29 protein-coding genes are annotated in these 25,377 nt (G+C 72.6%); 12 read left to right on the top strand and 17 right to left on the bottom strand.

The genetic code is table 11. The features are described from left to right. Positions 1-43 precede the first annotated feature (43 nt). The 3 genes from ACFYXK_RS11810 to ACFYXK_RS11800 form a co-directional block, all read right to left on the bottom strand. Complete coding sequence (locus ACFYXK_RS11810) at positions 44-892, bottom strand: patatin-like phospholipase family protein (RefSeq protein WP_389410993.1); 849 nt, start codon at positions 890-892, stop codon at positions 44-46. A gap of 108 nt (positions 893-1,000) precedes the next feature. Continuing rightward, positions 1,001-2,182 carry an elongation factor Tu gene (tuf, locus tag ACFYXK_RS11805; RefSeq protein ID WP_389410992.1) on the bottom strand — a complete coding sequence of 394 codons (1,182 nt, stop codon included), beginning with the start codon at positions 2,180-2,182 and terminating at the stop codon, positions 1,001-1,003. Between the two features lie 318 nt (positions 2,183-2,500). Continuing rightward, positions 2,501-3,217, bottom strand: coding sequence for a DNA alkylation repair protein (locus ACFYXK_RS11800; RefSeq protein ID WP_389410991.1), 717 nt, complete (start codon positions 3,215-3,217; stop codon positions 2,501-2,503). A 49-nt stretch (positions 3,218-3,266) separates the two neighbouring features. Between ACFYXK_RS11800 and ACFYXK_RS11795 the strand changes: the two genes are divergently transcribed. From ACFYXK_RS11795 to lnt, 5 genes are all read left to right on the top strand, one after another. Continuing rightward, positions 3,267-3,992 (top strand): TVP38/TMEM64 family protein, encoded by a 726-nt coding sequence (locus tag ACFYXK_RS11795; protein WP_389410990.1) that lies wholly within the window; start codon positions 3,267-3,269, stop codon positions 3,990-3,992. A gap of 48 nt (positions 3,993-4,040) precedes the next feature. Beyond that, positions 4,041-4,919 (top strand): undecaprenyl-diphosphate phosphatase, encoded by an 879-nt coding sequence (locus ACFYXK_RS11790; RefSeq protein WP_389410989.1) that lies wholly within the window; start codon positions 4,041-4,043, stop codon positions 4,917-4,919. Positions 4,920-5,043: 124 nt separating this feature from the next. Then, entirely contained in the window at positions 5,044-5,220 is a 177-nt protein-coding gene (locus ACFYXK_RS11785; RefSeq protein WP_099893904.1) for a hypothetical protein, read from the top strand. 69 nt (positions 5,221-5,289) lie between these two features. Continuing rightward, entirely contained in the window at positions 5,290-5,760 is a 471-nt protein-coding gene (locus tag ACFYXK_RS11780; protein ID WP_389410988.1) for a nuclear transport factor 2 family protein, read from the top strand. Positions 5,761-5,829: 69 nt separating this feature from the next. Beyond that, positions 5,830-7,422 (top strand): apolipoprotein N-acyltransferase, encoded by a 1,593-nt coding sequence (lnt, locus tag ACFYXK_RS11775; protein ID WP_389410987.1) that lies wholly within the window; start codon positions 5,830-5,832, stop codon positions 7,420-7,422. On the opposite strand, the gene ACFYXK_RS11770 is transcribed toward lnt, so the two are convergent. Further along, positions 7,367-8,272 (bottom strand): Gfo/Idh/MocA family protein, encoded by a 906-nt coding sequence (locus ACFYXK_RS11770; protein ID WP_389410986.1) that lies wholly within the window; start codon positions 8,270-8,272, stop codon positions 7,367-7,369. The two genes, lnt and ACFYXK_RS11770, sit on opposite strands and share 56 nt — an antisense overlap. Positions 8,273-8,355: 83 nt before the next feature. Here ACFYXK_RS11770 and ACFYXK_RS11765 point away from each other — a divergent pair, with 83 nt between their 5' ends. Further along, positions 8,356-8,880 carry a DinB family protein gene (locus ACFYXK_RS11765; protein WP_389410985.1) on the top strand — a complete coding sequence of 175 codons (525 nt, stop codon included), beginning with the start codon at positions 8,356-8,358 and terminating at the stop codon, positions 8,878-8,880. Between the two features lie 116 nt (positions 8,881-8,996). Next, positions 8,997-9,569 carry a hypothetical protein gene (locus ACFYXK_RS11760; RefSeq protein ID WP_389410984.1) on the top strand — a complete coding sequence of 191 codons (573 nt, stop codon included), beginning with the start codon at positions 8,997-8,999 and terminating at the stop codon, positions 9,567-9,569. A gap of 5 nt (positions 9,570-9,574) precedes the next feature. Here the strand turns inward: ACFYXK_RS11760 and ACFYXK_RS11755 are convergent, their stop codons facing one another. The 8 genes from ACFYXK_RS11755 to ACFYXK_RS11720 all read right to left on the bottom strand — a co-directional run bounded on the left by ACFYXK_RS11755 (position 9,575) and on the right by ACFYXK_RS11720 (position 16,318). Next, the gene (locus ACFYXK_RS11755) at positions 9,575-10,099 is read right to left on the bottom strand and encodes a hypothetical protein (protein WP_389410983.1); all 525 of its coding nucleotides are present in this window, start codon (positions 10,097-10,099) and stop codon (positions 9,575-9,577) included. A gap of 96 nt (positions 10,100-10,195) precedes the next feature. After that, positions 10,196-10,864: a uracil-DNA glycosylase gene (locus ACFYXK_RS11750; protein WP_266673223.1), complete on the bottom strand. Its 669-nt coding sequence runs from the start codon at positions 10,862-10,864 to the stop codon at positions 10,196-10,198. 123 nt (positions 10,865-10,987) lie between these two features. Beyond that, a complete protein-coding gene (locus tag ACFYXK_RS11745; RefSeq protein WP_383519200.1) occupies positions 10,988-12,571 on the bottom strand; it encodes an ABC transporter substrate-binding protein in 1,584 nt (527 codons plus the stop codon). A gap of 152 nt (positions 12,572-12,723) precedes the next feature. Next, the gene (locus tag ACFYXK_RS11740; RefSeq protein ID WP_389410982.1) at positions 12,724-13,494 is read right to left on the bottom strand and encodes an SDR family oxidoreductase; all 771 of its coding nucleotides are present in this window, start codon (positions 13,492-13,494) and stop codon (positions 12,724-12,726) included. Between the two features lie 21 nt (positions 13,495-13,515). Further along, entirely contained in the window at positions 13,516-14,277 is a 762-nt protein-coding gene (fabG, locus tag ACFYXK_RS11735; protein WP_389410981.1) for a 3-oxoacyl-ACP reductase FabG, read from the bottom strand. Positions 14,278-14,453: 176 nt separating this feature from the next. Beyond that, a complete protein-coding gene (locus tag ACFYXK_RS11730) occupies positions 14,454-14,837 on the bottom strand; it encodes a DUF3037 domain-containing protein (protein ID WP_266669160.1) in 384 nt (127 codons plus the stop codon). Beyond that, positions 14,834-15,679: a HipA family kinase gene (locus tag ACFYXK_RS11725; RefSeq protein ID WP_389410980.1), complete on the bottom strand. Its 846-nt coding sequence runs from the start codon at positions 15,677-15,679 to the stop codon at positions 14,834-14,836. Before ACFYXK_RS11725 ends, ACFYXK_RS11730 begins: the two co-directional genes overlap by 4 nt. Before the next feature lie 18 nt (positions 15,680-15,697). Then, positions 15,698-16,318 carry a cysteine hydrolase gene (locus ACFYXK_RS11720; RefSeq protein WP_389410979.1) on the bottom strand — a complete coding sequence of 207 codons (621 nt, stop codon included), beginning with the start codon at positions 16,316-16,318 and terminating at the stop codon, positions 15,698-15,700. Positions 16,319-16,394: 76 nt separating this feature from the next. Here ACFYXK_RS11720 and ACFYXK_RS11715 point away from each other — a divergent pair, with 76 nt between their 5' ends. After that, positions 16,395-16,853, top strand: coding sequence for a pyridoxamine 5'-phosphate oxidase family protein (locus ACFYXK_RS11715; protein ID WP_389410978.1), 459 nt, complete (start codon positions 16,395-16,397; stop codon positions 16,851-16,853). Positions 16,854-16,916: 63 nt separating this feature from the next. Here the strand turns inward: ACFYXK_RS11715 and ACFYXK_RS11710 are convergent, their stop codons facing one another. Further along, positions 16,917-17,819 (bottom strand): LysR substrate-binding domain-containing protein, encoded by a 903-nt coding sequence (locus ACFYXK_RS11710; RefSeq protein WP_389410977.1) that lies wholly within the window; start codon positions 17,817-17,819, stop codon positions 16,917-16,919. Positions 17,820-17,893: 74 nt separating this feature from the next. Here ACFYXK_RS11710 and ACFYXK_RS11705 point away from each other — a divergent pair, with 74 nt between their 5' ends. Beyond that, complete coding sequence (locus ACFYXK_RS11705; protein ID WP_389410976.1) at positions 17,894-18,826, top strand: DMT family transporter; 933 nt, start codon at positions 17,894-17,896, stop codon at positions 18,824-18,826. Between the two features lie 37 nt (positions 18,827-18,863). Here the strand turns inward: ACFYXK_RS11705 and ACFYXK_RS11700 are convergent, their stop codons facing one another. Continuing rightward, complete coding sequence (locus ACFYXK_RS11700) at positions 18,864-20,195, bottom strand: aminotransferase class I/II-fold pyridoxal phosphate-dependent enzyme (protein ID WP_389410975.1); 1,332 nt, start codon at positions 20,193-20,195, stop codon at positions 18,864-18,866. A 37-nt stretch (positions 20,196-20,232) separates the two neighbouring features. On the opposite strand from ACFYXK_RS11700, the gene ACFYXK_RS11695 reads away from it, so the two are divergent. Then, complete coding sequence (locus ACFYXK_RS11695; protein ID WP_389410974.1) at positions 20,233-20,934, top strand: pyridoxamine 5'-phosphate oxidase family protein; 702 nt, start codon at positions 20,233-20,235, stop codon at positions 20,932-20,934. On the opposite strand, the gene ACFYXK_RS11690 is transcribed toward ACFYXK_RS11695, so the two are convergent. Together ACFYXK_RS11690 and ACFYXK_RS11685 are read right to left on the bottom strand one after the other, a co-directional pair. After that, on the bottom strand, positions 20,916-21,950 hold the full coding sequence (locus ACFYXK_RS11690) for a DMT family transporter (RefSeq protein ID WP_389410973.1): 1,035 nt from the start codon (positions 21,948-21,950) through the stop codon (positions 20,916-20,918). The two genes, ACFYXK_RS11695 and ACFYXK_RS11690, sit on opposite strands and share 19 nt — an antisense overlap. 164 nt (positions 21,951-22,114) lie before the next feature. Continuing rightward, a complete protein-coding gene (locus ACFYXK_RS11685; RefSeq protein ID WP_389410972.1) occupies positions 22,115-23,086 on the bottom strand; it encodes a DMT family transporter in 972 nt (323 codons plus the stop codon). 171 nt (positions 23,087-23,257) lie between these two features. On the opposite strand from ACFYXK_RS11685, the gene ACFYXK_RS11680 reads away from it, so the two are divergent. After that, complete coding sequence (locus ACFYXK_RS11680) at positions 23,258-23,686, top strand: SRPBCC family protein (RefSeq protein ID WP_362637543.1); 429 nt, start codon at positions 23,258-23,260, stop codon at positions 23,684-23,686. 86 nt (positions 23,687-23,772) lie between these two features. Here ACFYXK_RS11680 and ACFYXK_RS11675 read toward each other — a convergent pair whose 3' ends face one another. Next, positions 23,773-24,381, bottom strand: a complete 609-nt coding sequence (locus ACFYXK_RS11675) for a PadR family transcriptional regulator (protein WP_383519174.1) — start codon at positions 24,379-24,381, stop codon at positions 23,773-23,775. A gap of 334 nt (positions 24,382-24,715) precedes the next feature. On the opposite strand from ACFYXK_RS11675, the gene ACFYXK_RS11670 reads away from it, so the two are divergent. Beyond that, on the top strand, positions 24,716-25,333 hold the full coding sequence (locus ACFYXK_RS11670) for an NPCBM/NEW2 domain-containing protein (RefSeq protein WP_389410971.1): 618 nt from the start codon (positions 24,716-24,718) through the stop codon (positions 25,331-25,333). The last annotated feature ends 44 nt before the right edge of the window (positions 25,334-25,377 follow it).

Raw genomic sequence — 25,377 nt, 5'->3', positions numbered from 1 at the left:
ATCTGTTCGTCGCTCACCGCACCATTGTCCGGCAGGCAGTACCTCAGGCCGCCCAGACGGCCGCCGCCTCGGCCGCGTGCTCCGCCGCCTGCGCGAGCCCGGCGCGCGCCGCCGGGGCCCGCCGCGCCGGGTCCAGGACGTTGCGCCCGAAGGCCTTGCGGGCCTGCGCGGACGGGGTGATCAGCAGCACCTGCGCCCCCGCCTCCCGCAGCCGCGCCGCCTGGGCGGCCGGCGAGGGGACGAGCCCGGATCCGAGCGCCAGCGGCGCGAGGATCACCACCCGCGCACAGCCGGAGGCCAGGTCGGCGTTGGTCGCCGACCGGATCCCGCCGTCGATGAACCTGCGCCCGCCCACGGTGACCGGCGGCCACACCCCGGGCACCGCGCAGCTCGCCGAGACCGCGTCGACCAGCCCGGCCCCGCTCTCCCGGTCGAAGGCCGCCAGCTCGCCGGTGAGCGCGTCGACGGCGGTGACCACCAGCCTGCGCTCGGGCCACTCGTGCGAGACGAGCCGGGCCTCCAGTACCTTGCGCCGCTCCGCCTCCCCGCCGGTGTCGGCGGCCAGCGCGAGGGCGCCGACCCGCCTGCGGTAGCCCTCCGGGTCCCGCGAGCGCACCATCGCGACGGCGTACCGCGCGAGGAGTCCCGTACCGAACCGGGCGACGGCCTCTCCGGCGGGGTCGCCGAGCTGGCGCTCGTACAGCTCCTGCGGGGTGAGCAGCCCGGAGGTGAGCTGGGCGCCCACCACCGAGCCGGCCGAGGTGCCGACGACGAGGTCGGCGGCGGCCAGGTCCACGCCCGCCTGCGCGAGGCCGTACAGGATCCCGGACTCCCAGCCGATGCCGGTGAGTCCTCCGCCGCCCAGCACCAGTGCCGTACCGCCGCCGTCCATCCCCGCCCGCCCTTCTTCGCGCCCCCGTGGTGACGGCAGTCTGGCGCAACCGGACCGCCGCCACCACGGCAGGGGCGTCGGGACGCCGACGCCGCTGCGGGCGGCGGTTCAGTCGAGGACGGCCGTGACCGTCCCGGCGCCGACGGTCCGTCCGCCCTCACGGATGGCGAAGCCGAGCCCCGCCTCCAGCGGAACGTCCCGTCCGAGCTCGACGGTCATCGCGACCGTCTCGCCCGGCCGGGCCACCCCCGCCGCGCCGAGGTCCACGTCCCCCACCACGTCGGCGGTGCGGATGTAGAACTGCGGCCGGTACCCGGACGCCACCGGTGTCGTACGCCCGCCCTCCCGCGCGGACAGCACGTACACCTGCGCGGTGAAACGGCGCCTGGGCACGACGCTCCCGGGCGCGGCGACCACCTGCCCGCGGCGCACTCCGTCCCGGGGCACCCCGCGCAGCAGCAGCGCGACGTTGTCCCCGGCCTCGGCGGACTCCATCGGCTTGCCGAAGGTCTCCAGGCCCGTCACCACGGTCTCGACGGGCTCGCCGTCGCCGCCGAGGACGCTCACCCGGTCTCCCGTGCGGACGCTGCCGCGCTCGACGGCGCCGGTCACGACCGTTCCGCGTCCGGTGATGGTCAGGACGTTCTCGACGGGCAGCAGGAACGGCGCGTCCGTGTACCGCACGGGCATCGGCACGTACGTGTCCACGGCGTCGAGCAGCGCCTCGATCGCCCCGGTCCAGCGGGGGTCGCCCTCCAGCGCACCGAGTCCGGAGACCCGTACGACCGGCGCACCGTCCCCGCCGTACCCGTTGGCGGTGAGCAGCTCGCGGACCTCGAGCTCGACCAGGTCGGTGAGCTCGGGGTCCCCGGCGTCGGCCTTGTTGAGCGCGACGACGATGTGGTCGACCCCGACTTGCCGGGCGAGGAGCACGTGCTCGGCGGTCTGTGGCATGACCCCCTCGAGCGCGGAGACGACGAGGATCGCCCCGTCGAGCTGCGCGGCGCCGGTGACCATGTTCTTGACGTAGTCGGCGTGCCCGGGCATGTCCACGTGGGCGTAGTGCCGGGTGTCGGTCTCGTACTCGACGTGCGTGAGGTTGATGGTGATGCCGCGCCGGGCCTCCTCCGGGGCCCGGTCGATCCGGTCGAACGGCACGAAGGAGGCGCCGCCGCGCTCGGCCAGGACTTTCGTGATGGCGGCGGTGAGGGTGGTCTTGCCGTGGTCGACGTGACCCATGGTGCCGATGTTGAGGTGCGGCTTGGTGCGCACGAAGGCCGTCTTGGCCATGATGTCTTTTCCCGTTGATTCGATGATCCGAAACTGCGACGGGACCCCGGAGGCCGAGCCGACCCTCCCCCTGCGGGGTCCGCCGGACTGTCCGGGAAGGGTCAGCTTCGTGCGCCGTCGAATGCGGCGAAGGCAGTTGCCTCGAAGAGGAAAGCGGCAGCCTTCGGCGCGTCCGCGACTGCGGACGGCGCTGCGGGGAAGGCGTACCGGGACATGCCCCCGATCCTGCCGGACCGGCCCGGGCACGTCGAACGAATTACCGCGCGGACGGGGGGTGTTCGGCGGACCCGGGCCCGGCCGCGATCCGCCGGACACCCCCTACAGGTTCTTGAGCGCCTCGCGCACGGAGAGCGGGGAGAGCGAGGCCCGCTCCGCCTCGACGAAGGCGCGCACCGCCGCCGGGTCCGTCTTCGCGTACTCGCGCAGCGCCCAGCCGATGGCCTTGCGGATGAAGAAGTCCGGGTGGCCGCACTGGCGGCGGCAGTAGCCGAACAGACGCCCGGTGTCCGTCGCGGACTTGTAGCGCAGCTGGTGGAGGAGGGCGGTGCGGGCGAGCCAGAGGTCCTCGTCCCCGATCCACTCGTCCGTCACGGCCGTGAGCGCCCGGTCGGCGGCCACGAGCGGGCCGACCGCGTGGGCCGCGAGGTGGTCCACGGTGTCCCACCACGGGACGGTGACGATCAGCTGCCGGACCACCGGCAGGAACCCGGAGGAGCACACCCCGACGTGCCAGCGCAGATAGTCCACGGCGAAGTAGTGGTACTCGCGCTCCGGCAGTTCCCAGCACCGCAGCACGAGCGCCGCCACGTCCGCCTCCGCCGGCTTCGGGGTCTGCGCGGTCACGGCTCTCGACAGCTCGCGCCGCAGCGGGGTGCGCAGGCCGAGGAAGGGCGCGACGTCCTTCATGTACGCGGCCATGGACCGGGCCTCGGCCTGGTCGGCGGCCGCTCCGTACGTGGTGGTGAGGCGGTCGAGGAGGGTGTCCGCCAGGGCGCTGCGCGGGACCTTCGGGGGGCGCTGGTCGTTCGGCCGCATGAGGCCCAGATTACGGCGCGACGTCACACCGGTCGGCTAGTCTCCCGGGATGTCCCTCCTCCTCGCGCCGTGGACCCGGCTGTCGCTGCTCGTCGTGCTGCTGCTGGCGGCCGGCGTGTGCGTCGTGGTGTACGAGCCCCAGCGCATCCTGTCGGAGGGCTGGCCCCCGGGTCTGCCGGTGGGCGCCGCGGTCCTGCTGTTCGCGGCCGCGTACGGGGTGGCCACGGCGGCCCTGGTGCCGCGCCCGCTGCTCAACCTGGCGGCGGGGGCCGTCTTCGGCATCCCGTTCGGCCTGGTCGCGGCGGTCGGCGGCTCCGTCATCGGCGCCGGGATCTCCTTCGGGCTGGGCCGGCTGATGGGCCGGGACGCCGTACGGCCGCTGCTGCGCGGCCGCTGGCTGCGGGCGGCCGACGACCAGCTGGCCCGGCACGGCTTCCGCTCGATGCTGGCGGTCCGCATCTTCCCCGGGCTGCCGTTCGCGGTCGCCAACTACTGCGCCGCCGTGTCCCGCTGCGGCTGGCTCCCCTTCCTCCTCGCGACGGCGATCGGCGTCGTCCCGAACACCGCCGCGTACGTGGTCGCGGGCGCGAGCGCCTCCTCGCCGGACTCCCCCGCCTTCCTCGCCTCCTTCGGCTTCATCGCCGTCTCGGCGGTGGCGGCCGCGGTCGTCGGGTGGCGGGCACGGCGCCGGCTGGTGCCCGTACCGGCGTGCGAAACGTACGATCATGTACCCCAGCACCCCCCTGTGGTCAGTGCCGCTCCCCACGGGCCCTAGCATCGGACCCGAACTGCCCGACGATCACAAGGACGAGCGCACCCCGACATGAGCTGGTTCGAATCCCTAATCCTCGGTCTCGTCCAGGGGCTTACGGAGTTCCTCCCGATCTCCTCCAGCGCCCACCTCCGGCTGACCGCGGCATTCGCCGGCTGGCAGGACCCGGGCGCGGCCTTCACCGCGATCACGCAGATCGGCACCGAGGCCGCCGTGCTGATCTACTTCCGCAAGGACATCGCGCGGATCATCTCCACCTGGTTCCGCTCGCTGTTCACGAAGGCGCTGCGCTCGGAGCAGGACGCCAAGATGGGGTGGCTGGTGATCGTCGGGTCGATCCCGATCGGTGTCCTCGGCATCGCGTTCAAGGACCAGATCACGGGCCCGGCCCGCGACCTCCGGCTGACCGCCACCACCCTGATCGTCATGGGCGTCGTGCTCGGCATCGCGGACCGGCTGGCCGCCCGCGACGAGGAGGGTGGCCGGCACCGCGCCATCCGCGAGCGCAAGACGCTCAAGGAGCTCGGCGTCAAGGACGGCCTGATCTTCGGTCTCTGCCAGGCCATGGCCCTGATCCCGGGCGTCTCCCGCTCCGGTGCGACGATCTCCGGCGGTCTGCTGCTGGGCTTCACGCGCGAGGCGGCCGCCCGCTATTCGTTCCTCCTCGCCATCCCGGCCGTGCTGGCCTCGGGCGCGTTCGAGATCAAGGACGTGATCGAGAGCCCGGGTCACATCACCTGGGGGCCGACGATCTTCGCCACGGTCATCGCGTTCTTCGTGGGCTACGCCGTCATCGCGTGGTTCATGAAGTTCATCTCCAGCAAGAGCTTCATGCCCTTCGTCGTCTACCGGATCGCCCTGGGCATCGCACTGTTCGTACTGATCGGCATGGGCGTGCTCAGCCCCTTCGCCGCCGAGTCGGCCGGCTGACACCGCCGCCGCTCACCGCTTCGCGTGAACCGGAGGCCGCTCGGGAACGTTCCCGGGCGGCCTCCGCGTCGTTGTGCCTGAAGAGACCTGAAGAGACCGGAAGGCAAGCAGCAGGGGGTGTCCCATGGGTCGAGTGGTGCTGGAGCGGTTTCCGGCCGGAAGTCCGAGGGGAAGCTGGCCCGCCGAGGAGTACGCCGCCGAGCGGATGCGCGAGGGCGTGCCGGCCGAGGTGGTGATGGACCTGGCCACAGACGCGTTCCTCGTCGTGGTCCGGCAGCGGGAGGCGCATTCCGGTCATTGATCGCCTGCGCGGAGATCCGGTGCGCGCACGCCCCTTGGCCTCGCCGCCCCGCGCCCCCACACTGACCCGATGACGCAGCGTGTGGACCTCGCCACGGTCATGGACCGGCTGGCGATCGACGAGGTGGTCACGGGCTACGCGGTGGCCGTGGACGACGGCGACTGGACGGCGTACCGCGCGCTGTTCACTCCCACCGGACGGGCCGACTACGGCTCGGCGGGCGGGATCGAGGGCCCGGCCGCCGAGGTCGCGGACTGGCTCGCGCAGACCATGAAGCTGTTCCCGGTGCGCCAGCACCTCATCGTCAACCGGCTGATCCGGCTGGAGTACCTCGGCGGCTCCCCCGGCGACCGGGCCGAGGTGCGCGCCGACTTCCTCAACCCGATGCGGCTGGCCGGCGAGGAGTTCGACGGGTCGGTCACCGCGCCGAACTTCGTCGCCGCCGGCCGCTACACCTTCGCTCTCGCCCGTACCGCCCGCGACGGCTGGCGCCTCACCCGCGTCACCGTGCACGAGAAATGGCGGCACGTGTCCGCGTAGACCGTCTCCGGACCCTGCTCGAACGGCCGCCCGGGCGGCCCTGTTCCACACTGGAAGCGGAGGCGCGTCATGCTCTCGAAGCGGACCCGGTGCTGGCGTGCGGCGGCCGCGGTCGCCGCCGGGGCGCTGGCCTGCCTCGCCTTCCCCGCCCCGTCGCTCTGGTGGTTCGCGTACGTCGCCCTCGTGCCCTGGATGCTGCTGCTGAGGTCGGCGCCGACGGGGCGGCGCGCCGCCCTGGAAGGCTGGCTCGGCGGCGCCGGGTTCATCGTCGCCGTGCACCACTGGCTGCTGCCCAGCCTGCACGTGTTCCTGCTGCTGGTGGCGGCCCTGCTGGGGCTGCTCTGGATCCCCTGGGCCCTGCTGGTGAGGGAGTTCCTCGGCGGGGTCCCGGATCCGGGCCGGGCGACGGCCGCGCTGTTCCTCGTACCGGCGGCCTGGCTGCTGGCGGAGCTGGCCCGGTCCTGGCAGGGGCTCGGCGGGCCGTGGGGGCTGCTGGGGGCGAGCCAGTGGCAGGTGGCGCCCGCACTGCGGCTCGCCTCGGTGGGCGGGGTGTGGCTGGTGAGCCTGCTGGTGGTGGCGGTGAACTGCGGGCTGGTGCTGCTCATCGCGGTGCCGGGCGCCCGGGTCCCGGCGGTGGCCGGGATGACGGGGTGCGCGGTGCTGACCGGGGTGGTGTGGCTGTGGGTGCCGCGGCCCGAGGTGTCGGGCACGCTCCGCGTGGCCGTCGTACAGCCGGGCCTGGTGGCGGACGGCCCGGACAGCACCGACGTCCGGTTCGCCGCCGGGGAGCGGCTGACACGGACGCTGGCCGGGCAGCCGGTGGACCTGGTGGTGTGGGGCGAGAGCAGCGTCGGGGCGGACCTGGCGGCGCGTCCGGACCTGGCCCGGCGCCTCGCTTCGCTCTCCGCCGAGGTCGGCGCCCCGCTGCTGGTCAACGTCGACGCCCGGCGACCGCCGGGCCCGGCTGCGACGCCGGTCGCCACGGCGGCCGCGCTGCCCGACGGCGGCATCTACAAGAGCTCCGTCCTCGTCGGCCCCCGCGGGCCGACCGGCGACCGGTACGACAAGATGCGCCTGGTCCCCTTCGGCGAGTACGTACCGGCCCGGTCCCTGCTCGGCTGGGCCACATCGGTCGGCAAGGCCGCCGGCGAGGACCGCCGGCGCGGGGAGCACCCGGTGCTGATGGGCCTGCCGGGGCGGCCCGGTGTGCGGTTCGGCCCGCTGGTCTGCTTCGAGTCGGCCTTCCCCGACATGAGCCGCCGCCTGACCCGCGACGGGGCCGCCCTGCTGATCGCCCAGTCGGCCACCTCGAGCTTCCAGCACAGCTGGGCGCCGGCGCAGCACGCCTCGCTCGCCGCCGTGCGCGCCGCCGAGAACGGCCGCCCCGTGGTGCACGCCACCCTCACCGGGATCAGCGAGGTGCACGGCCCCTCGGGCGAGCGGATCGGTCCGGCGCTGGCGACCTCCGCGCGTGCGGCGCAGGTGTACGACGTCCCGCTCGCCCGCGGCACGACGTTCTACGTCCGCTTCGGGGACTGGCCCGTGGGGGCCGCCCTCGCGCTGCTGGCGGCGTACTGCACGCTCGAGGGCGCCCGGTCGCTCGGGCTCAGGAAGCCTGCTCCAGAGCCGACGACACCACCTGCTCGCACAGCTCGTGGGTGAGCAGCGCGTCGCGGGCACCGACCGTCCTGCCCGCGGCGACGGACTCCAGGAACGCGTCCACGGCCTGCTCGATGCCGCGCTGGCGGGCGACCGGCACCCAGTCCCCGCGGCGCCGCACGGTCGGCTGGCCCCGGTGGTCGATGATCTCGGCGAGGTTGACGACCTGCCGCTTGGTTTCCTGCCCGGACACCTCGAGGATCTCCTCGTTGGAGCCGGACAGCCGGTTCATGATGCCGAGCGCGGTGAAGCCGGCGCCCGACAGCTGCAGGACGACCTGGTGCATCAGCCCGTCGCGCACCTGGGCCCGGACGTCGATGTGGTCGGTCTCGCCGGGCAGCAGGAAGCGCAGGGTGTCGATGACGTGGATGAAGTCGTCGAGGACGAAGGTTCGGGGGTCCTCGGGCAGCCCGATCCGGTTCTTCTGCATGACGATCAGGTCGCGCGGGTGGTCGGCGCACTGCACGTAGCCGGGCGCGTGGCGGCGGTTGAAGCCGACGGCGAGCGACACCCCTCGCTCCTCGGCCAGTTCGACCAGCCGCCGCGATCGCGCGAGCTCGTAGGCGAGCGGCTTGTCCACGTACGTCGGCACGTCCGCTTCGAGCAGCCGTGTCACGATCTCGGGGTGAACGGCCGTCGGGGCGTGCACGAATGCCGCGTCGAGGCCTTCGGCCAGCAGTCCGTCGAGGTCGGTGTGCCGGCGTGCGGCCGGGATGTGGTGCATCTCCCCGATCCGCTCCAGCGTGGCCGGGGTACGGGTCTGCAGGTGCAGCTCGACGCCCGGGCGGACCGTGAGGACGGGCAGGTACGCCTTCTGGGCGATGTCGCCGAGTCCGATGACGCCGACCTTCACCGGGAACCTCCAGGTTGATCCGTGCTGGACTTCCGCAGCTTAATCCTTGGTGGCGGGGCCCGCGTTCGCCGAGGATGTGGGTCATGACCACCACCACCGGATCCCACCGCACCGAGCCCTCCACCACCGCGAGCGAGCGGGAGATGCTGGACGGCTGGCTCGACTACCACCGCGCCACCCTCGCCTGGAAGTGCGAGGGGCTCGGGGACGAGCAGCTGCGCCGCGCCGCGCTCGCCCCCTCCGAACTGAGCCTGCTGGGCCTCGTACGGCACATGGCGGAGGTGGAGCGGTACTGGTTCCGGGAGATCATGCTGGGCGAGGACCTCCCCGAGCTGTACTGCACGCGGGAGAACCCGGACGGGGACTTCCAGTTCGGCGCGGGGGACACCGGGGCCGAGGCCGAGCAGACCTGGCAGACCGAGGTCGAGCTGGCGCGCCGGGCCGCGGCGGGCCGTTCGCTGGACCTGCTGTCGGATCCCGGGAGCCACCACCGCGGCGAGACGTTCAGCCTCCGCTGGGTCTACACGCACATGATCGAGGAGTACGCGCGCCACAACGGGCACGCCGACCTGCTGCGCGAGCAGATCGACGGCGCCACGGGCGACTGAGGCGTCCGGCGCGAGCGGGTGCCGGGCCGGTGTCCGGCGGATGTCCGTCACCCGTGCGGGGTCAATATCGGCTCCGGGTTTTCGCAACGGGGTCCTCGCACAGCAGAGTTGCGCGAGTGCATCCAACGCGAACCACGACAAAGCTGCTGCTCGGAGTCGCCTGTGCCGTCTCGGCCGTCTCCGGCTGCGTGAATGTGACCCCCGCCCCGATGCAGCCGGCGGCCGCCCCCGGCACGAGGGGGGCGCCGCCGCAGTACGAGCCTCGCGGCGGACCGGGGGCCGCGCCGGTGGCGGTCCAGGCGCCCGCCCTGGAGGCGCTGAAGGCCGTACCGGGGCACTCCGCGCAGCCGGCGGCCTCCGCGGGGAGCCGGCAGGCGGCGCCCCGCAGCGCGGCGCTCCCGGCAGGCACGACGGGTGCATCGGGTGCGGCGGGCACGGCGCCCGAGGGGCCCTCACAGGCCGTACCGCCGGTTCCGGACATCCCGGAGCCGCACCGGCCCGCCGCACGCCCCTCAGCGGGCAAGGGGGGCCGTACGGGCCCGTCGGGGCCGGACGCGCAGGTGCCGCGCGAGCTGGTGAAGGAGCTGCCGGTCCGGCCCGCCGACGTGTGCGCGCTGGGCCGCCGGCACGGCCGCTGGCACCCGGACAGCCCGGAGGCCCGTATCTGCGCGGGCGTCCACGGCGGCTGAGCGCGCTACGGGTGCTGCTCCGGAAACGGCCGGGGCCCCCTGTCCGGTTCCGCGGCCAGCCGCCGCTCCAGCCGGGCGATGGCGGCCCGTACGCCGTTCCCGTACCCGTCGTCGGCCAGGGCCCCGGTGGCGGCCCGCGCCCGGGCCAGGTGGACCCGCGCCGCCTCCGGCCGCCGGAGCTTGACGTAGTCGGCGGCCAGGCTGAGGTGCAGGGACGGGTAGAACACGCGCACGGCGGGGTGCGGCTCGTGCTGCGCGGGCAGCCCGTCCCGCTGCCCCCTGCCCAGCCCGTCGGCGGCGGTCAGGGCCCGCAGGTCCCAGGCCAGCTCGTCGGCGGGGTCGTCCTGGGCGTCGGCCATGTAGTGCGCGAGCGTGCACCGGTGGAGGCAGTCGCCGTCCTCGCCGATCTCGTTCCAGATCTCGCCGAGGCGGTTGCGGGCCTCCTCGCGGTCACCGGCGTGCAGCAGGATGACGGCCTGGCCGATCCTGGTCATGACGGCGTCCTCCGACGCCTCCTGCTGCTCCGTCACGGCGGCCTCCGGCTTGCTCGGCCAGACCTGCTCCGGCCTGGTTCGTCACGACGCTAACGGCAGGCACCGGCAATGGCGCCGAGGCGCGGTGGGGCGTCAGCCCAGGTCCGGGATCCGCCAGTCGATCGGCTCATGGCCCTGCGCCGCGACGGCCTCGTTGATCTGCGTGAAGGGCCGGGAGCCGAAGAACTTCTTCGCCGACAGCGGGGAGGGGTGGGCGCCCTTGACGACCGCGTGCCGCTCCTCGTCGATGAGCGGGAGCTTCTTCTGCGCGTAGGCGCCCCACAGCACGAAGACGGCCGGGTCGGGGCGGTCGGCCACCGCGCGGATCACGGCGTCGGTGAACTTCTCCCAGCCCTTGCCCTTGTGCGAGTTGGGCTCGGCCTCGCGGACGGTGAGCACCGCGTTGAGCAGCAGGACGCCCTGCTCGGCCCACGGCATCAGGTACCCGTTGTCCGGGACGGGCGTGCCCAGCTCCGCGTGCATCTCCTTGTAGATGTTGCGCAGCGAGGGCGGGGTCTTGACCCCGGGCTGCACGGAGAAGCACAGGCCGTGGCCCTGGCCGGCGCCGTGGTAGGGGTCCTGGCCGAGGACGAGGACCTTCACCTTGTCGAAGGGAGTGGCCTCCAGGGCAGCGAAGACCTGCTCGCGGGGCGGGTAGACCGGCCCGTTCGCCCGCTCCTTCTCGACGAACTCGGTGAGCTCTTTGAAGTAGGGCTGGTCCAGCTCGTCGCCGAGGACGGGGAGCCAGGACTCGGGCAGCATCTGGGTCACGTCTACAACCTCCGGTACAAGTTCGTGCAACTGCGTGGTGCAACAGCTCAGAACCTACCGGGGGGCACTGACAACGCCTCATCCGCGGGCGCCCGGGGGCGCCCGCGGCAGGGGCTACCAGCTGGTCTTGCGGTACAGCTCCCACATCTGGAAGACGGTCTGCGGGTCGAGCGCCCGCTCGGCGCCGGCGATGTCCTCACGGGCGGCGACGTACAGCTTGCCCTGCCACAGCGGCAGGAGCCGGACGTCCTCGGCGAAGATCTGCTGGGCCTGCTCGAACTCGCGGACACCGGCCGCGCGGTCGCTCTCGCGGCGGGACTTGGGCAGCAGGTCGGTGAGGATCTCGGCGGGCTCGTACGGGGTTCCGACCGCGTTGTCCTTGCCGACGAACGGCGCGATGAAGTTGTCCGGGTCCGGGAAGTCGGGGAACCAGCCGCGGCCGAAGACCGGGTACTCGCCGTTCTTGTAGCCGACCTGGAACACCTTCCAGGGCTGGCCCCGCAGGGTGACCTTGAAGAGGTTGCTCTCGTCCAGCTGGCGCTTGAGCTCGGTGAACTCGTCGGCCGTGGAGGCGCCGTAGCGGTCGGTGGTGTACCAGAAGGTCAGCTCCACCGGCGTGGTGATCCCGGCGTCCTTGAGGATCTTCTGGGCCTTCTTGACGTCCCCCTGGCCGTACTTGTCGTAGAACGGCGTCTTGTGGCCCACGACCCCCTTGGGGACCATCGAGTACAGCGGCTCGGCGGTGCCCTGGTAGACCTTGGAGACGATCGCGCCGCGGTCGATGACCTGGGCGATGGCCTGGCGCACCGGCAGCTTGGCGACCTGCGGGTCCTTGGGGTTGAAGACCAGGTAGCGGATCTCGGCGCCGACGTTCTCGACGACCTGGACGCCCAGCGCGTGCGCGGCGGGGGTCTGCAGGTCCTTGATCTCCGGGGCCGACAGACCGCGGTACGTGGCGTCGATCTCCTTGTCCTTGAGCGCGGCGACCATCTTGGTGGAGTCCGCGAAGTAGCGGATGGTCACCCCGTCGTTACGCCGGTTCGCGAAGCCGTTGTAGGTCCCGTTCTTGCCGAGGACCGCCTCGCTGCCCTCCTTGTAGGAGTCGAGCACGAACGGGCCGGAGCCGGTGACCTTGCCGTCCTCCCGCACCTTGTCGGCCGGGTAGTCCTTCGGGGCGACCAGCGAGGCGGCCGGCGAGCCGAGGACGAAGGGGAAGGTGGCGTCCGGGGTCTTCAGGTGGAAGACGACCGTCAGCGCGTCCGGGGTCTCGATCTTGTCCAGGCTGCCGAACAGGCCCTGCGGGCCGGTCTGGGAGTTGATCGTCCGGATCCGGTCGAGCGAGTGCTTGACTGCCTTGGCGTCGAGCGCCTCGCCGTTGGAGAACTTCAGGCCCTTCTTCAGGGTGCACCGGTACGACTCGTTCGCCGCGTCGGTGAACTCGCAGTTCTGGGCGGCGTCGGGCTGGGGCTTGGTGGAGCCCGTGGGGAACGCCAGCAGGGTCTGGTAGACGTTCCGGTACAGCTCCCAGGAGCCGTCCCAGGCGGCGGCGGGATCGAGGGTGCTCGGGGCGCTCGTCGTGCCGACGACGATCCTCTTCGCGGCGTCACTGCTGTCGTCCGAAAGCAGACCGCATCCGGCGAGCAGGGATATGGACGCAAGGGCCGCAGTGATCTGCAGGCATCTGGTCCGGATGAACACGTGCACGCTCCTCGATCAGCCAGGGGTGCGGCAGACCCTACCGCAGTGCCTCACAAATCCAATGGGCAGGTTTCATGTGACACTTGACCGATTTCGTGCATATTAGGTACGCATTTGCCTCCCCCGAGGAGGCAAATGCGTCCGATTATCGATCAGTGGACTCCGGCATTGAGGAACATTCCTCCGTCAACGACCAGAGTTTGCCCAGTGATCCATTCCGCTTGTGCAGATGTAAGAAAAGCCGCAGCCCCGCCGATGTCCTCCGGGAGCCCGAGCCGGCCGAGCGGGTAGGCCGCCGAGGCCTCCTGCTCCCGGCCCTCGTAGAGCGCCTGGGCGAACTTCGTCTTGACCACCGCGGGCGCGATCGCGTTCACGCGGACCCCGGGCGCCATCTCGTGCGCGAGCTGGAGGGTGAGGTTGACCATGGCGGCCTTGCTCATCCCGTACGCGCCGATGAAGGGCGAGGCGGAGACTCCGGCGATGGACGCGATGTTCACGATCGCACCGCCGTTGTCCTTCTGCCAGGCGTGCCAGGTCCGCTGGGCGAAGCCGAGCGCCGAGATCACATTGGTCTCGAAGACCTTGCGCGCGACCCCGAGGTCCAGGTCGGCGATGGGACCGAAGACCGGATTGGTGCCCGCATTGTTGATCAAGAAGTCGACCCGCCCGAAGGCCTCCATCGTCCGCTCGACCGCGACCGCCTGGTGGGCCTCGTCGTGCGCCTTGCCGGCGACCCCGATCACCCGGTCCGCGCCGAGCGCCTCGACGGCCTCCTTGAGGGCGTCCTCGTTGCGCCCGGTGATGCACACCCGGTCGCCGCGCGCGACGAGCGCCTCGGCGATGCCGTAGCCGATGCCCCGGCTCGCACCGGTGATCAGTGCGACCTTGCCGCTGTCCGCCGCGTTCGTGCTGCTGTTCGTCATGAGCCTGCGCCCTGCCTCTCGTCAGTTGAGCGGGCCGCCGGCCACGTACATGACCTGGCCGGAGACGAAGCCGGCGGCCTCGCCCGTGAAGAAGGCGATCGCGTTGGCGATGTCGTCCGGGCGGCCGACGCGCTGGACGGGGATCTGGGTGGCCGCGGCGGCCTGGAAGTCCTCGAAGCCCATGCCGACACGGGCGGCCGTCTGGGCGGTCATCTCCGTGACGATGAAACCGGGGGCCACGGCGTTGGCGGTGACGCCGAACTTGCCGAGCTCGATGGCCAGGGTCTTGGTGAAGCCCTGCAGACCGGCCTTGGCCGCGGAGTAGTTGACCTGGCCCCGGTTGCCCAGCGCCGAGCTGCTGGAGAGGTTGACGATGCGGCCGAACTTGGCCTCCACCATGTGCTTCTGACAGGCCTTCGACATCAGGAACGCACCGCGCAGGTGGACGTTCATGACGGTGTCCCAGTCGTTCTCGCTCATCTTGAAGAGCAGGTTGTCGCGCAGCACACCCGCGTTGTTGACCAGGATGGTCGGGGCGCCCAGGGTGCTCGCGACGCGCTCGACGGCCGCCTCCACCTGCGCCGCGTCGGAGACGTCGCAGCCGACCGCCAGGGCCTTGCCGCCGGCCGCGGTGATCGCCTCGACGGTGTCCTTGCAGGCCGCCTCGTCGAGGTCGAGCACGGCGACCGCCCGGCCTTCGGCGGCCAGACGCACGGCGGTGGCCGCGCCGATGCCCCGGGCCGCCCCGGTCACGATCGCGACGCGCTGCTCGGTGGTGGACATGGTGGATCTCCTCGCGCTCGGAATCCTCAGCGGCTCCTCATGGGTGAGCAACCGCTTAGTAGCTTCAGCTGAGGAGACGCTAGGAGCCCTGGCACCCGGTGTCAACGGCACCCGGCCCCAAGGCTCCTCACGTCACGGAGGCCACCGTGGAAAGCGTCGTGCGGCGGCCGTACGGATCAGCGCACCAGCAGGTCCAGCAGCCGTTCCACCTCGGCCTCCGGGTCGGCCGTCAGCCCGGTGTGCACCGGCCCGGGCTGCACCACCGTGCTGCGCGGGGCGATCAGCCAGCGGAACCTGCGGCCCGCGTCGTCGCCCGCCGCCTGCCCGGCCCACTCGCCGCCGGTGCACACGCCCTCGACCCCGTGCAGGGCGGCGCGTACGCCGGCCACGTCGGCCTCCGGGTCCAGGACGAGGAGCTTGGCCTCGTCCAGGTGGGTGCGCGCGGCCACGTACGAGCGCGCCCGGCAGTAGACGATCACGCCGGCGTTGAAGCACTCGCCGCGCTCCATCCGGGGCACCACGCGCACCAGCGCGTACTCGAACACGTCCCGCTTGGTCACTCGCTGTCGCTCTTCTTCTTGGTCTTGTGGGGCCATTCGGTCAGATGGTCGGTCAGCCACCCGGGCGGCTTGGAGGGCGCCTTCACCTCGGCCTCCATCGAGATCCTCTCGTGGATCGTGGCCGCGCGCGGCAGCAGCACCTCCACGTAGGCGCGGCGCACCGCGTCGGTGGAGTCGAAGCCCGGCTCGTCGACCAGCCACTCGTCGGGCACGTCCGCGACGACCTCCTCGAGCAGGTCCCGGGTCACCAGGGGCGCGAGCGCGGCGGCGGCCGCCGCGATGTCCGGGCCGACGGGGGCCAGGACATGGTCGGAGGCGTTGTACGGCTTGGCCGCGGCGCTCTCGGCGGTGGGCCAGTTGTGGTGCCAGATCATGGTGGCGCCGTGGTCGATGAGCCACAGGTCCCCGTGCCAGACCAGCATGTTCGGGTTGCGCCAGGACCGGTCGACGTTGTTGATCAGTGCGTCGAACCAGACCACGCGCCCCGCCTCGGCCGGGTCCACCTGGTACGCGAGCGGGTCGAAGCCGATCGACCCCGGCAGGTAGTCCATCCCGAGGTTGAGTCCGCCGCTGGCCTTCAGCAGCTCCTGGACCTCCTGGTCGGGTTCGCCGAGCCCGATCACGGGGTCGAGCTGCATCTGCACCAGCCGCGGGACGCGCAGGCCCAGGCGCTGCGCCAGGCGCCCGCAGACGACTTCGGCGACCAGGGTCTTGCGGCCCTGGCCGGCTCCGGTGAATTTCATGACGTAGGTACCGAGGTCGTCGGCCTCGACGATCCCCGGGAGCGAGCCGCCCTCACGCAGAGGCGTGACGTAACGGGTCGCGATCACTTCGGACAGCATCCGCCCAGGTTACGGGGGTCAGCGCGCGGGGGCCCACTGCGCGAGGAGGGCTTCGGTCGTGGTGAGCGTCGCGACGAGCGCCAGGCAGTTGCGGATCACCTCGGCGGTGTACGCGGCGGGCACCCCCGCGATGGCGTCGGACGGCACCACCACCCGGTAGCCGAGGTTGACGGCGTCGAAGACGGTGTTCGGGATCGCGATGTTCGAGGAGACCCCCGCGACGACGAGGGTGCGGATGCCGAGGTTGCGCAGGAGGGCGTCCACGTCGGTGCCGGCGATCGGCGAGAGCCCGTGCAGCCGGCGGACCACCAGGTCGTTCCCGGCGACCTCGATGGGGGCCGCCACCTCCACGGCCCGGCTGCCGGACAGTTGCCGGACGGGCAGCTTCCCGGCGGCTCGGAACAGCCGCGCATTGGCGCTGGCCGCCAGCCCGTCCGGCCGCCGCTCGGCGATCGCGTGCAGCACCTGTACGCCGGCCCCGTGCGCGGCGTCGACCAGCGCGGCCACCCGCCCCAGCATCCCGGAGTCCCGGGCCTCCTTCGCCAGCTCGGGCAGGGCGCTCTCCTCGCCGACGACGCCGTTCTGGCACTCGACGGTGAGCAATGCGGTGGTGGCGGGATCGAGTTCCGGCTGCGGCATGGCTCCCCCTGGCGTGGCGACCGTCGATCCCGCATGATTCCTGACACTCAGTCAGATGTGAAGGGGTGCGGGACGGATGGACGGATCACAGCGGCGGGGCCGCCGCATCATGATGACCGACGAGGAAGTGGACGCCTTCCTGCGCGAGCAGCGCACCTGCCGGGTGGCGACCGTCTCCCCTGACGGCCGTCCGCACGTGGGCGCCCTGTGGTTCGCCTGGGACGGCGCCTCGCTGTGGCTGTACTCGATCACGCGCAGCCGCCGCTGGTCCGACCTGCGGGGGGACCCGCGGATCTCCGTGGTCGTGGACGCGGGCGAGACGTACGACGAGCTGCGCGGGGTCGAACTCTCCGGCAGCGCCGTCTTCGTGGGCGAGTCCCCGCGGACGGGCGAGCCCTGCCCGGAGCTGGCCGAGGCGGAACGGCTGTTCCCGGCCAAGAACTTCGGCATCGAGGAGATGCCGCACGACGGCCGCCACGCGTGGATCCGCCTCACCCCGGAGTCGATCGTCTCGTGGGACTTCCGCAAGCTCTGACGCTGCGGCGCCCGCGCGGCCTGCGCGGCCTGCTCGGCCTGCTCGGCCTGCTCGGCCGCGTCGTCAGCGCACCGAGGCGGCGGCCTGCCGCAGGGCCTCGACGGCGGCCCGGATCGAGGGCCGCCGGTCGGCGTCCGCCCGCCAGACGACGTACACGTGGCGGCGGACGGCGTCGCTCACGGACAGCAGCCGGACCCCGGCCGGCACCGGACCGCGCCCGAGCCGGGGGGTCACGCACACCCCGAGCCCGGCCTCCACGAAGGCCAGCTGGGTGTGGTGCTCCTCGGCGATGTGCGCGATGCGCGGCTCGATGCCGGTGCCGCGCAGGGTGTAGACGAGCCACTCGTGGCAGAACTGGCCCTCGTTCCAGGAGATCCAGTCGTCGTCGGCGAACTCGGAGAGGGAGATCGGGTCGCGGTCGGCCAGCCGGTGCCCGGCCGGCACGGCGATGTCGCAGGAGTCGTCGAGCAGGTGCGCCCGGGTGAGCTCGGCGGGCACCGGCATCCGCTTGTTGTGCCAGTCGATGGCCAGGGCCAGGTCGAGGTCGCCGCGCACGACGGCCGCCATGCTGTCCTCGGGCTCCTGCTCCCGTACCAGGGGCCGCAGTTCGGGGTGGTCGGCGCGCAGGGCGGTCAGCGCCTGGGGCAGCAGTCCGCGCATGGCGGTCGGGAAGGCGCCGATCCGCAGCTCGCCGACGGCGCAGCCCCGCTGAGCCTCCACGTCGGCCTGGGCGAGCTCCACCTGGGAGATGATCCGGGCCGCGTGATCGGCGAGCAGCCGGCCCGCGTCGGTGAGCCGGACCCCGCGGCCGTTCTTGGCCAGCAGCGGCTGGCCGACCTCCCGCTCCAGCTTGGCCATCTGCTGCGAGACGGCGGAGGTGGTGACGTGGAGCCCGTCGGCCGCGCCGCTGACCGAACCGTGGCGGGCGAGGGCGTCGAGGGTACGCAGGCGCTCCAGGTTCAACATGTAAGCAATGCTACGCCGTCACCGCGAAGAAGTCTCGCTTGTCCTAAGCAGTCGGGCGGAGCAGAGTACTCCGCATGAGCGCACCCGCCACCCCTCGCCCCACCCTCGCCCTGCCGGCCGCCCCCACCCGGACCAGGCGGGTGGACTGGCGGCTCCGCTTCGCGGTCCTCTCGGTGGTCTGGGGCTTCAGCTTCCTGCTGATCAAGGTGGGCACGGAGGCGTACGCCCCCTTCCAGGTCGCCCTCGGCAGGGTGCTGTTCGGGGCGCTGGCGCTGCTGGCCGTGCTCGTGGTCCGCCGCGAGCCCCTCCCCCGGGGCCGCCGCACCTGGGCGCACCTGGCCGTGGCGGCGCTCCTGCTCAACACCGCCCCGTTCTCGCTCTTCTCGTACGCAGAGCTGAGCATCCCGTCGGGCCTGGCCGGGATCTGCAACGCCACCTCGCCGCTGTGGGGCATGGCGCTGTCGCTGGTGGCCCTGTCGGAGGACCGCCCGACGCGCCGCCGCTTCGCCGGCCTGGGCCTGGGCTTCCTCGGCGTCCTGACGGTCCTCGGCGCCTGGCAGGGCTTCTCGGGCATCGACGCCAAGGGCACCGCGCTCGCCCTGCTCGCCTCGCTCTGCTACCCGATCGGCTGGATCTACGTCCGGCGCACGCTGGCGTCGGTCCCCGGTTCACCGGTGGCGATGACCGGCGCCCAGCTGATGCTCTCCACGCTCCAACTGCTGGCGGTCAGCGTCGCGTTCACCTCGGCGCCCGCCTCGTTCCCGCTCTGGCCGACCCTGTCGGTGATCGCGCTGGGCGCCCTGGGCACGGGGATGGCCCTGCAGATGCAGTACGGCCTGGTGGCGGAGGTCGGCCCGACCACGGCCCAGATGGTCACGTACTTCATCCCGGTCATCGCCACCGCCGCAGGCGTCCTGCTCCTCGGCGAACAGCTCCACTGGAACACCCCGGTGGGCGCGGCGATCGTCCTGGCCGGAGCAGCCCTGACCCAGACCCGCCGAAGCTAGGCCGTGTCGTCGAAGCATCGTCCGGCCGGCGGGGCAGTCAGTCGAAGCGGCCGCCCGTCGCGGGCCGGACCGATGCGGCCACCGCGGCCGCGAGCCCCGGCACTTCGCCGATCTGCACGCCCGACACCGTGATCCGTACGCCCGGCCCCGACTCCACCCGGAACCGGCCGCCCGGGGCCGCCGCCCAGCCCGCGGCCAGCAGCCGCGTCACCGCCCCCGTCTCGTCGGCGACGGGCACCCACACGTTCATCCCGGTGCGCCCGTGGGCCCGTACGCCCCGCTCCCGAAGGGCCGTGACCAGCCCGTCCCGCCGCTCCCCGTAGGAGCGCGCGACAGCCGCCCGGTCCACCGCGCCCGAGGTCCACAGCTCGACCACCGCGTACTGGAGCAGCCGGCTCACCCACCCCGGGCCGAGCCGCTGGCGCCCCCGTACCCGGTCCAGGGTCACGGCGTCGCCGGTCAGCACCGCCAGCCGCAGGTCGGGCCCGTACGCCTTCGCCGTGGACCGCACCAGCGCCCAGTGCCGGGTCACCCCGCCCAGCGAGTGCAGCGGCACGTCCACGATGGCGTGCCCGTGGTCGTCGTCGACCACCAGCACCTCCGGGTACCGCGCCAGCACGCCGCGCAGCTCCGCCGCCCGGTCCGCGCCGACCGCCGCCCCGGTCGGGTTCTGCGCCCGCGCCGTCACGAGCAGCGCCCGCGCGCCCTCCGCGAGCACCCGTTCCACCGACGAGACGACCGGCCCGTCGTCGTCCACCGCCACCGGCACCACGCGCAGACCCAGCGCCGCCGCCAGGTCCAGCACGCTCCCCCACCCCGGGTCCTCGATCGCCACCGCGTCCCCCGGCCGCAGGTGCGCGGCCAGGACCCGCTCGATCCCGTCGAGCGCGCCCGAGGTCACGCCCACCGGCCCGGCCGGCACCCCGTCCGCGTCGAGGTCCGCCCTGGCCAGCCGCTGCAGGTCCGGTACCACCGGGTCGTCCCCGTACAGGGTCGGGGCCTGTGCGTACCGGCGCGCGGCCTCGGCCAGGGCCCCGTCCAGCGAAGGCAGCAGCCGTACGTCGGGATTCCCCGAGGCGACGTCCCGCGCGCCCGGCGGCACCGCCATCCGCAGTTCGTCGCGCGGCGCACTCGCCGGCCGCCCCCGCACCCGGCTGCCGCGCCGCCCGTCGGTCTCGATGACCCCGCGCTCGCGCAGCGTCCGGTAGGCGGCGGCCACGGTGTTCGGGTTCACCCCCAGCACCCCTGCGAGCTCCCGCATCGGCGGCAGCAGCGTTCCCGGCGCAAGCGCGCCCGATCCGACGCCCGCCTCGACACTGGCCGCGATATCCGATGCGCGGCGCCCTGCGATCCGATACTCTCCTAGCACAAAGCCCAGTATGCACTAGTACAACGGAGCGCGCATCATGACCGCGACGACCGACACGCAAGAGATGCCCGAGACGAACGGGACGAACGGCGGATACGAGCCCACCGACCGCACCGTCCCGAGCCGCTCCCGCGAGCGGGCGCGCTACGACCGCGAGACGGTCCACTCGATACTCGACCAGGCCTACGTCTGCCACCTCGGCTTCGTCCGCGACGGCGCGCCGGTGGTCCTGCCGACGCTCTACGGCCGGGTCGGCGAGACCCTGTACGTCCACGGCTCGACCGGTTCGCGCCCGCTGCTCGCCGCCGGCCAGACCGACCCGGGCCTGCCCGTCTGCCTGACCGTGACGCACGTGGACGGCCTGGTGCTGGCCCGGTCGGCCTTCCACCACTCGATCAACTACCGCTCGGTGATCGTGCACGGCACCGCCTACCAGGTGACCGACGAGGACGAGCGCCGGATGGCCCTGGACGCCCTCGTCGACCACGTGGTGCCGGGCCGCTCGGCCGACTCCCGGCCCGCCAACGCGAAGGAGCTCGCCGCCACCGCGGTGATCCGCCTGGACCTGAACGAGGTGTCGGCGAAGCTCCGCACCGGCGGCCCCAACGACGAGCCCGAGGACATGGACCTGCCCTACTGGGCGGGCGTGGTCCCGGTCGCGCCGGTGCACGGGACCCCGATCCCGGCCGACGACCTGGCCCCCGGGATCGCCACCCCGGGCTACCTCGCCGCGCTCTGAGCCTCCCGGGGCTCCTGGGACTCGCGGGTCTCATGAGCCTCACGGCTCTCACGGGCGGGCCGGACCACCGGCCCGCCCGCCGGCCTGCGCGCCTCGGCCGCGATCAGCGCGCCCACCGCGGTCAGCAGCAGTACGGTGCCCAGCACCACGGCGCCGGTCAGCCGCTCGCCGAGCACCAGCACGGCGATCACCGCCGCACTGACCGGCTCGATCAGCATGATCACGGACACCGTCGCGGCCCGCACCGCGGCGGCCCCGGTGAAGTACAGCGCGTACGCCAGGGCCGTCGGCACGGTGGCCACGTACACCAGCAGCCAGAGCACCCGCCCGAGTTCGGCGGTGTGCGGCACCAGCCCCTCCGCCGCGGCGAGCGGCAGCAGGCACACCGTGCCCACCGCGACCGACCAGGCGGTGGTGACCAGCGGGTCCCCGCCCGCCCCGCGCCGCCCCAGCGAGCGGGCCCGCAGGGTCATCGCGGCGTACCCGGCGGCCGACAGCAGGGCCCAGCCGACGCCGGCCGGCCGCACCTCGCCGCCCCCGCCGCCCAGGACCAGCACGGCGAGCCCGGCCAGCGCCCCGACGACGGCGGCCACCCCGCCCCGGCCGAGCCGCTCGCCCATCCAGTGCCGCGCCCCGAGCGCGATCAGCACCGGCCCGGCGCCCAGGGTCACCACGGTCCCGACCGCGAGGCCGGTCTCGCGTACGGCGGCGAAGTACGCGGCCTGGAACAGGGTGAACATCAGCCCCGTCCCGATCAGCGAGGCCACCGACGGCCGCGCCGCCCGCCGCGGGCCCCGGGGCCGGCGTACGGCGAGCACCCCCAGCAGCACCACCAGCCCGCCGGCACACCGCCAGAACGACAGGGCGAGCGGGCCGAGGTCACTGGCCAGGAAGAGGAGGGAGGCGGCCGCCCCGGCGGTGCCCCAGGCGGCTCCGGCGACGACGAGGTACAGCAGACTGCGCCCGGGGGTGCCCCCAGCGGCAGCCGAGGGAGAGGCGGGCGAAGGATTCGACACGAGTGTGCTCCGCGCATGCGAGAAGGATGAAAGGGAAGGTCATCGCTTCGCGGGCAGCGCGGACCCGCCCGGGAACTCCCCGGGCCGGGCCTTCGTCACGAGGGGCAGCTGCCCGCGGCTACGCGGCGGGAGGCGGAAGCACGGTCGAATGCATGATCGCCACCTTAGGCCGTCGTCGTCTCGCGGTCCAGAACAGCCGATTCCGGTTCCACCGCTCCCGGCGGGGTGGGCCGCGAGGACTGGGCGATGAAGGCCCCGCCCAGCACCAGCGCACCGCCCACGATCTGCGGGGTCGACAGGTGCTCGCCGAGCAGGATCCAGGCCAGGACGGTGGCCACGACCGCCTCCAGGCAGGCCACGACGCCGGCCACCTGGGGGGTCAGCTTGCGCACCGAGACCACACCGGTCAGGTACGCGAAGACCGTCGCGATCAGCACCACCCAGCCGAGCAGCACCCACGCGGGCACCGTCAGCTCCCCCATCGCGGCCTGCCCGCCCAGCAGCTGCCAGTCGATCTCCCACGGCCGGGCGATCACCGTCATCACCAGCGCGCCGACGAGCATGCCGTACGCGATCACCCCGAGCGGGTCGGGCACGTCGTCGCCCACGGCGCCGTCGGCACCGTGGTCCGCGAACACGAAGTAGCCGGCCTGGCAGCAGGCGGCGGCGAGGCCGAGCAGCACTCCGAGCAGGTCCAGGCTCAGCCCGGACCAGATCTCGACGACACAGGCCAGCCCCACGACGGCCACGGCGGCGCCGGCGGCGGCGGCCCGGGTCACCGGCTTGCGCTGCACGAAGCGGATCCAGCCGAGCAGCAGCGCCGGGCCGAGGTACTCCAGGAGCAGGGCCACGCCGACCGGGATCCGGGACAGGGAGGCGAAGTAGAAGGCCTGCACGCCCGCGACGCCGACGAGCCCGAAGCCGGCGAGCAGCAGGGGTTTGCGCAACAGGAGGTCCCGGTGCCGCCAGGCCAGCGGGGACAGCACCAGCGCCGCCCCGGCCACCCTGAGCCAGACCATGTGCAGCGGGTCCAGACCCGCCTCGATCAGCGGCTTGGCCGCCACACCCGAACCACCGAACGTGAACGCCGAGACGAGCGCGAGGCCCAGTCCGGCGTTTCTCCCTGACGCTTGCATCCGGCCATCATGGCAGGGCCGGTCAGTACCGTCACAGACATGACACCTGTTGAGACGCATCCGAGACCCGCCGTGACCGGGCCGTCCATTTCTGACAGGTCGTCAGTATTGAATGTTCCGCCCACCGGGGCTACGTTCCGCCGCACGTACCCGACGAGAAGGGGTGGTCGCATGGCCGAAGTCACCGCGGAATCACGCATCGAGGCGTCCGCCGCGAAGCTCTGGGCCCAGCTGACGGACTGGGCGGCCTACGGCCAGTGGAGCATGACCCACACCAATTTCCCGAAGGGCGGCCCCGAGACCCTCGCGGTCGGCGCCACCTTCGAGGAGAACATGAAGATGATGGGCTTCCCGGCCGAGGTCGCCTGGACCGTCTCGGAGCTGGAGACCGAGCGCGTCTTCGCCATCACCGGCAAGGGCCCGATGGGCGTGGCCATCCTCACCCGGTACACCCTGATCCCGGACGGCGGGGCCACCACGGTCCGCATCGACGGCGAGTTCAACGGGGCCGCGGTCTCCCTGATGGCGGGCAAGCTCAAGGACTCGGCCACCGCCGCCCTGAACGAGTCGCTCCGCAAGCTCGCCGGCCTGGTCGTCTGACCCCGCCTCCCCGGCCGGTACGCAGGTACGACGGCGCGCCCCGCGAGAGGACTCGCGGGGCGCGCGGTTTTCGCCGGCCGGCGGGCTCAGTGCTCGTCGGCCAGGATCAGGTAGAGCTTCTTGCGGGCGTCGTTGATGACCGCGAGGGCCTTCTCGCGCTGCTCGGGCGAGCCGGTCTTGAAGACCTGGCCGAAGGCCTCGAACAGGCCGATTCCGGCCGTCCGGACCTCGTGCATCGCCTCGAAGTCGAACCCGCGCCCGGCCTCGGCCCAGGGGGCCTCGGGGGCCGACTCGGCCTCGGTGCGGCCGGCGTCGGTGAGCGTGAACAGCTTCTTGCCGCCCTCGCTCTCGCTGGTGATGAGCCCCTCGTCCTCGAGCAGCTGCAGGGTCGGGTAGACCGAGCCCGGGCTGGGCTTCCAGGCCCCGCCGCTGCGCTCGCCGATCTCCTGGATCATCTCGTAGCCGTGCATCGGCCGGTCCTTGAGCAGCGCCAGGATCGAGGCGCGCACGTCTCCCCGCCGGGCCCGGCCGCGCGGTCCGCCGCGTCCGCCGCGCCCGCCGAAGGGGCCGCCGCCGAAGGGCGGTCCGAACGGACCGAAGGCTCCGCGCCTCCCCTGGAACTCCTCCCGACGATCGGGCCCGCAGTGGCCGTGGCCCCGTCCGTGCTCGTGTTCGTGCTGTCCGTGTGAACGCATGGCTGCGCTCCTTTCGCCTTCCGGTTTCTCGCTATCGCTCTTGCGATACGTCAACTATCGCTGACCCATCGCGATGCGTCAACGATATATCGGAAACTCGTAACGAACACGCGTCTGACCAGGCTGTCCCGTCTCACTGGACTTTGGCCGGTCCCCACGAGGCCTGACATCTGGTGCCACGACCAACTGATCGAGTTCAATGCTCTTCCACCCATGCCTGCTGGAGGGCCGTTCTGTGAGTGCATCACCACCGCCGGGCGACGGGATTCCGCCGTTACCGTCGACGCCACCGGGCCCCGAGCCAGTGCCCACGCCCACACCCACACCCCGGCGCTTGGGGGAGGTCGCAGCCCTGGTCTCCGCCATCACCGCAGTCATCGGTCTGCTGCTCGGCTTCTTCGGATTGCCGGCCGTGGTCAACTCACCCACCGCAAGGACCGTCACGGTCACGGAGACCATCCGCGCAACGGCGACCGTCACCGTTACGGCTTCACCGCCCGCCCAAGTGGGTGGCACAGGGGAGCCGCCCGGTCCCGCTCCTTTGCCGTCGGGTGGAGTCCCCCTGAAAGACCTCACCTCGCTCGGCCCCTTCGACAGCGACAAGACCAGCCTCAGTTCCGCCACCCTGGGGGGCAAGACCTACTCAAACGCCATGGTTTTTCGCTACCCCTGTCAAGAAGGCCTCGAGTACAGCATCAACCAGCGGTACAAGACCCTCACCCTCACCGTGGGGCTCGACGACAACAGCGTGGCCAAGCCCGGAAAGCTGTCGATCAACGGCGATGGGAAGGTACGCAAGAACGTCATGCTGGAGATCAACCATCCACAGACCGTGACGGTGGACATCTCCAACGTGGTCAGGCTCAGCATCCAGCCGGACATCAGTGAGCCGTCCTCCTGCAATGGCGACGGGGTCGTCGTCGCGCTCGCGGACGCGGTCCTCCGGTCCTGAGCGTGTGAGAGGGCGGAGCGCAGGCCCCATCGTCACCGGGACGG

The sequence above is a fragment of the Streptomyces sp. NPDC002209 genome, assembly GCF_042890265.1.
Classification (GTDB): Bacteria; Actinomycetota; Actinomycetes; order Streptomycetales; family Streptomycetaceae; genus Streptomyces.
The sequence above is the reverse complement of the archived record's forward strand: the minus strand, read 5'-3'. Positions and strand labels throughout refer to the sequence as shown.

Bases quoted from the DNA above. Each gene is read 5' to 3' on its own strand.
- ACFYXK_RS11810 (WP_389410993.1), bottom strand. From the start codon at position 892: ATGGACGGCGGCGGTACGGCACTGGTGCTGGGCGGCGGAGGACTCACC.
- tuf (WP_389410992.1), bottom strand. From the start codon at position 2,182: ATGGCCAAGACGGCCTTCGTGCGCACCAAGCCGCACCTCAACATCGGC.
- ACFYXK_RS11800 (WP_389410991.1), bottom strand. From the start codon at position 3,217: ATGCGGCCGAACGACCAGCGCCCCCCGAAGGTCCCGCGCAGCGCCCTG.
- ACFYXK_RS11795 (WP_389410990.1), top strand. From the start codon at position 3,267: ATGTCCCTCCTCCTCGCGCCGTGGACCCGGCTGTCGCTGCTCGTCGTG.
- ACFYXK_RS11790 (WP_389410989.1), top strand. From the start codon at position 4,041: ATGAGCTGGTTCGAATCCCTAATCCTCGGTCTCGTCCAGGGGCTTACG.
- ACFYXK_RS11785 (WP_099893904.1), top strand. From the start codon at position 5,044: ATGGGTCGAGTGGTGCTGGAGCGGTTTCCGGCCGGAAGTCCGAGGGGA.
- ACFYXK_RS11780 (WP_389410988.1), top strand. From the start codon at position 5,290: ATGACGCAGCGTGTGGACCTCGCCACGGTCATGGACCGGCTGGCGATC.
- lnt (WP_389410987.1), top strand. From the start codon at position 5,830: ATGCTCTCGAAGCGGACCCGGTGCTGGCGTGCGGCGGCCGCGGTCGCC.
- ACFYXK_RS11765 (WP_389410985.1), top strand. From the start codon at position 8,356: ATGACCACCACCACCGGATCCCACCGCACCGAGCCCTCCACCACCGCG.
- ACFYXK_RS11750 (WP_266673223.1), bottom strand. From the start codon at position 10,864: ATGCTGCCCGAGTCCTGGCTCCCCGTCCTCGGCGACGAGCTGGACCAG.
- ACFYXK_RS11740 (WP_389410982.1), bottom strand. From the start codon at position 13,494: ATGACGAACAGCAGCACGAACGCGGCGGACAGCGGCAAGGTCGCACTG.
- fabG (WP_389410981.1), bottom strand. From the start codon at position 14,277: ATGTCCACCACCGAGCAGCGCGTCGCGATCGTGACCGGGGCGGCCCGG.
- ACFYXK_RS11725 (WP_389410980.1), bottom strand. From the start codon at position 15,679: ATGCTGTCCGAAGTGATCGCGACCCGTTACGTCACGCCTCTGCGTGAG.
- ACFYXK_RS11720 (WP_389410979.1), bottom strand. From the start codon at position 16,318: ATGCCGCAGCCGGAACTCGATCCCGCCACCACCGCATTGCTCACCGTC.
- ACFYXK_RS11715 (WP_389410978.1), top strand. From the start codon at position 16,395: ATGGACGGATCACAGCGGCGGGGCCGCCGCATCATGATGACCGACGAG.
- ACFYXK_RS11710 (WP_389410977.1), bottom strand. From the start codon at position 17,819: ATGTTGAACCTGGAGCGCCTGCGTACCCTCGACGCCCTCGCCCGCCAC.
- ACFYXK_RS11705 (WP_389410976.1), top strand. From the start codon at position 17,894: ATGAGCGCACCCGCCACCCCTCGCCCCACCCTCGCCCTGCCGGCCGCC.
- ACFYXK_RS11695 (WP_389410974.1), top strand. From the start codon at position 20,233: ATGACCGCGACGACCGACACGCAAGAGATGCCCGAGACGAACGGGACG.
- ACFYXK_RS11685 (WP_389410972.1), bottom strand. From the start codon at position 23,086: ATGCAAGCGTCAGGGAGAAACGCCGGACTGGGCCTCGCGCTCGTCTCG.
- ACFYXK_RS11680 (WP_362637543.1), top strand. From the start codon at position 23,258: ATGGCCGAAGTCACCGCGGAATCACGCATCGAGGCGTCCGCCGCGAAG.
- ACFYXK_RS11675 (WP_383519174.1), bottom strand. From the start codon at position 24,381: ATGCGTTCACACGGACAGCACGAACACGAGCACGGACGGGGCCACGGC.